Annotated in this window: 4 protein-coding genes; 2 read left to right on the top strand and 2 right to left on the bottom strand. The window is 71.5% G+C overall.

Translation table 11 applies throughout. The features are described 5' to 3' along the window. The coding region (locus AB0J09_RS58375; protein WP_360711824.1) for a glycerophosphodiester phosphodiesterase family protein at positions 1–352 on the bottom strand (352 nt) is incomplete at its 3' end. A gap of 128 nt (positions 353–480) precedes the next feature. Between AB0J09_RS58375 and AB0J09_RS58370 the strand changes: the two genes are divergently transcribed. Continuing rightward, positions 481–1,209 (top strand): SDR family NAD(P)-dependent oxidoreductase, encoded by a 729-nt coding sequence (locus AB0J09_RS58370; protein ID WP_360711821.1) that lies wholly within the window; start codon positions 481–483, stop codon positions 1,207–1,209. Here the strand turns inward: AB0J09_RS58370 and AB0J09_RS58365 are convergent. Next, positions 1,206–2,171 (bottom strand): helix-turn-helix domain-containing protein, encoded by a 966-nt coding sequence (locus tag AB0J09_RS58365; protein WP_360711819.1) that lies wholly within the window; start codon positions 2,169–2,171, stop codon positions 1,206–1,208. The two genes, AB0J09_RS58370 and AB0J09_RS58365, sit on opposite strands and share 4 nt — an antisense overlap. 123 nt (positions 2,172–2,294) lie before the next feature. Between AB0J09_RS58365 and AB0J09_RS58360 the strand changes: the two genes are divergently transcribed. Further along, the coding region (locus AB0J09_RS58360; protein ID WP_360711816.1) for a S8 family serine peptidase at positions 2,295–4,030 on the top strand (1,736 nt) is incomplete at its 3' end.

The raw sequence follows: 4,030 nt of genomic DNA, 5'->3' as shown, positions 1-4,030 counted from the left end.
GCCGGCCGGTCACCGGCTGGCCGTCCACGGTCTTGGTGGTGCGCCGGTCGGCGAACTCCGGGTGCGCGGCCACGTCGGTCGTGCCGGAGATCTCGTTCTCGTGCCTGGCGACCAGCACGTGGTCCTTGGTGGAGACGAGGTCGGGCTCGATGTAGTCGGCGCCCATCGCGATGGCGGTCTCGTACGACAGGAGGGTGTGCTCGGGCCGGTGGGCGCTCGCGCCCCGGTGGCCGATCACGATAGGGGCGTGGCCGCGGCGGTCTGCCGTGGCGGGAGTCGTCTGGGTCAGCACAACGGCGACCGTACCGCCGGCGAGGACACCGGCAAGAACGCTCGCGAGTAACCTGCGCATCGTCATGCGCGCACCGTAGACCGCCAAGGTGGACCTTGAGTTACGCGTGAGCACACAGTGGAAGACGTACGGAAACGCCCCTTTCCAACCTCCCCCCGACGCCCCCGTCACGTGGAAGATAGATGACCATGACCGATCTCAATGGGCGCGTGGCCCTACTGACCGGCGCGTCGGGCGGCATCGGGCAGGCCATCGGACGCCGGCTCATCTCGGCGGGAGCCAGGACGGCCTTCACGTACGGCACCCGCTCCGGACACGCCGACGACCTCGTGGCGCAGGCGCGGGACGCCGGCGTGGACGCGATCGCGCTGCCCGGAGACCTGGCCGATCCCCAGGTGCCGGCCGCCCTGCTCCGCGCCGCGGCCGAGGCGCTCGGCCCCGTCGACGTGCTGATCTCCAACGCCGGCTACGCCATCCAGCAGGACTACACCGCGGTGGACGCGGTGACGTGGGACCGCACGATAGCCGTCAACCTGCGGGCCCCTTTCCTGCTGGCGCAGCGGGCGCTGCCGGGGATGGCGCAGCGCGGGTTCGGGCGGGTGCTGTTCATGTCGTCCATCGCGGCCTTCACCGGCGGCATCGTCGGCCCCCACTACGCCGCCTCCAAGGCCGGCCTGCACGGCATGCTCCACTTCCTGGCCTCGCATGTCGCCTCGCACGGCGTGACGGTCAACGCCCTCGCTCCCGCGCTGATCCAGGACACCGCCATGCTCCCCGCCACGGCCGACCCGCACCTCCTGCCGGTCGGCAGGTTCGGGCACCCGGACGAGGTCGCCGACCTGGCCCTGGCGGTTCTGCGCAACGGCTACCTCACCAGCCAGGTCATCAGCCTCGACGGGGGCGCCTACCCTCGCTAGATCCAGCCGCGCCGTGTCGCCTCCATCGCGACCTGGAAGCGGGTCTGCGCGCCCAGCCGGCGCATCAGCTTCGTGAGGTGCCGCTGCACCGTTCGCTCGCTCCACCCCAGGGCACGGCTGGCCGCCTTGTCGGTGGCGCCCGCGGCGAGCAGGGTCAGCAGGCGCTCCTCGTCCTCCGACAGCTCCCTGCCGGGGGCGGTCATGCGTACCGGCACGCTGCGTTCCCACAGGGCCTCGAACAGGGCCACGAGCGCGTCCAGCAGCGGTGACGGGTGGATCAGGTAGGAGGCCGTGACCATGCTGTCGCCCGGCCGCAGCAGCGGGATGATGGCCAGGCGGTCGTCCGAGATGGCCAGCTTCATCGGCAGGTTCGCATGGATCCTGGCCTGCTCCCCGTGCTGCATCCCGGCCGTGACGTCCTCCAGCCAGCCCGGCAGGTCCAGCACGCTCGTGTCGTAGATGACGCGGTATTTCACGCCTTGGCGGAGCAGGTGGAGTTCGATGGGGTTGGACTCGGTGTGCTCCTGCGGATCGGCATACGGCGGGCGGTCGAAGCCGCGCACCTGCGCCCGCGTGTCCTGCTGCATCCGCGCCCACCGGTGGTTGACCTCCTCGCGACCCGAGACGACCTCGATCAGCTCGCCGGGGTGGGCGAAGCGGGTGCCGGCGCGGTAGACGTCCATCAGGGCGCGGACGTGCGTGCGCACGCCGTCCAGCTCGCGTTCACGCTCGCGCAGGATGGCCTCCAGGCTGCTGTCCGGCGAGACGGCGACGTAGCGGGTGGGACGGCCGGTAGAACGGGTGGCCAGGCCGAGCTCGACCAGTGACTGCAGGGTGCGCCGGGCCGCCGTGGCGGGCAGGTGGCAGTCCTGTGTGATCTCCGCCACCGTCGCCTGCGTCCGCCGGACCAGGGCGTTGTAAACCTCCTCGTCCTGGTGGCCTAATCCGATCGCTTCCAGCATCCCGCTCTCTTCGCCGTGTGTCGGGTTTATGTCACATGACCGAAACTCGTCATCAACCGATCTTGTCAGGAAACGGCGAAGGATGTCAGCGTTCCTGTGGCTTTATGTGAATTAAGGAGCGCCATGCCGCCTTCCCCTCGCCGATCCTTCAAGCAACGCCTTCTCGCCGTCTTCTTACCGGCCGTACTCCTCCTCGGAACCCTCGTGGCGAGCCCGGCTGCGGCCGAGACCGTGGCGGAGCCGGGGCCCAAGGTGGATCCCAAGCTCGTCACGCAGCTCAAGAGCGGCCGTGTCGAGGCGGCGGTCGTGCTCCGCGCACCCCAGGACCTGCCCGCGCTGAAGTCCCGCGCCGAGGCGCGGACCGCACTGGCCGAGAGCGCCGAGTCCGTGCAGGACCCCGTGGTCCAGCTGGTCAAGGAGCGCGGCGACCAGGTGCTCAACACGTTCTGGCTGAAGAACATGGTCCTGGTACGGGTCGCGCCCGGCACCCTGAGCGCCCTGGCCGGCCTGGACACGGTCGAACGGATCATCCCCAACTTCACGCTCGAGGCCCCCGAGCCCGAACAGCAGCCCGCGGCGGACGGCAAGGCCTGGGGCATCGCCAAGATCGGCGCGGACAAGGCGCAGAGCGCCGGGATCACCGGCAAGGGCGTGCGCGTGGCCGTGCTCGACACCGGCATCGACGCCACACACCCCGACCTCGCGAACAAGCTGGCCACCGACGACCCCTCGGATCCCCAGCACCCGGGCGGCTGGATCGAGTTCGACCGGGACGGCAAGCCGGTGGCCTCGGAGCCGCACGACAGCAGCTACCACGGCACGCACGTGGCGGGCACGATCGCGGGCGGGAACGCGTCCGGCACGCAGATCGGGGTCGCGCCCGGCGCCGAGCTGATGGCCGGCCTGATCATCCCCGGCGGCAGCGGCACGCTGGCTCAGGTGATCGCCGGCATGCAGTGGGCACTGGCCCCGTTCAAGGCCGACGGCAGCCCCGCGGGCCGGCCGGCCGACGTGGTGAGCATGTCGCTGGGCTCGGAGGGCTACGCCGACGAGCTGATCGAGCCCGCCAGGAACATCTACTTCGCCGGCGCGTTCCCCGCCTTCGCCATCGGAAACGACTGCGCGCCCGGCCAGTCGGCCAGCCCGGGCAACGTGTTCGAGGCCGTGGCCGTGGGCGCGACCGACGCCGACGACGCCGTGCCCGACTTCTCATGCGGCGGCGTGGTCAAGCGGAGCGACTGGTTCGACGCGCCACCCGAGTGGCCGGACTCGTACGTCGTGCCAGACGTGTCCGCCCCCGGCGTGGACGTGCTGTCGGCATGGCCGGGCGGCGGCTACCGCACGCTGAGCGGCACCTCGATGGCCACCCCGCACGTGGCGGGCACGGTCGCGCTCCTGCTGCAGGCCCGCCCGGACCTGAGCGTCGACGCCGCGCTGGAGATCCTGCGCGGCACGTCGGTCTCCGACGACCGGTACGGGGCACGCCCGAACCCCCGCTACGGCAGCGGCCGGATCGACGCCTACGCCGCCGTCACGGAGGCGGGGCTGAAGAGCGGCGTCCGCGGCGTCGTCACCGACGAGCGCACCCGCAGGCCGCTGGCCGGCGTCAAGGTCGCCAGACAGGACGGCCGCAGCGTCGAGACCGGCGCGGACGGCCGTTTCGAGCTGCGGCTTCCCGCGGGACGGCACGAGCTGACGCTATCCAGGTTCGGGTACGAGACGACGCGCGAGACCGTCCAGGTCAGGGCCGACCAGACCTCCGAGCTGCCCGTGCGGCTGAAGCGGACCCGCTGGGGCACGATCTCGGGGCGGGTGGTGTACGGCCCGACCGGATCGACGGTGCCCGGCGCCGCGGTCAC

Source organism: Nonomuraea sp. NPDC049784 (assembly GCF_040659615.1).
Classification (GTDB): Bacteria; Actinomycetota; Actinomycetes; order Streptosporangiales; family Streptosporangiaceae; genus Nonomuraea.
The sequence above is the reverse complement of the archived record's forward strand: the minus strand, read 5'-3'. Positions and strand labels throughout refer to the sequence as shown.

Bases quoted from the DNA above. Each gene is read 5' to 3' on its own strand.
- AB0J09_RS58365 (WP_360711819.1), bottom strand. From the start codon at position 2,171: ATGCTGGAAGCGATCGGATTAGGCCACCAGGACGAGGAGGTTTACAAC.
- AB0J09_RS58370 (WP_360711821.1), top strand. From the start codon at position 481: ATGACCGATCTCAATGGGCGCGTGGCCCTACTGACCGGCGCGTCGGGC.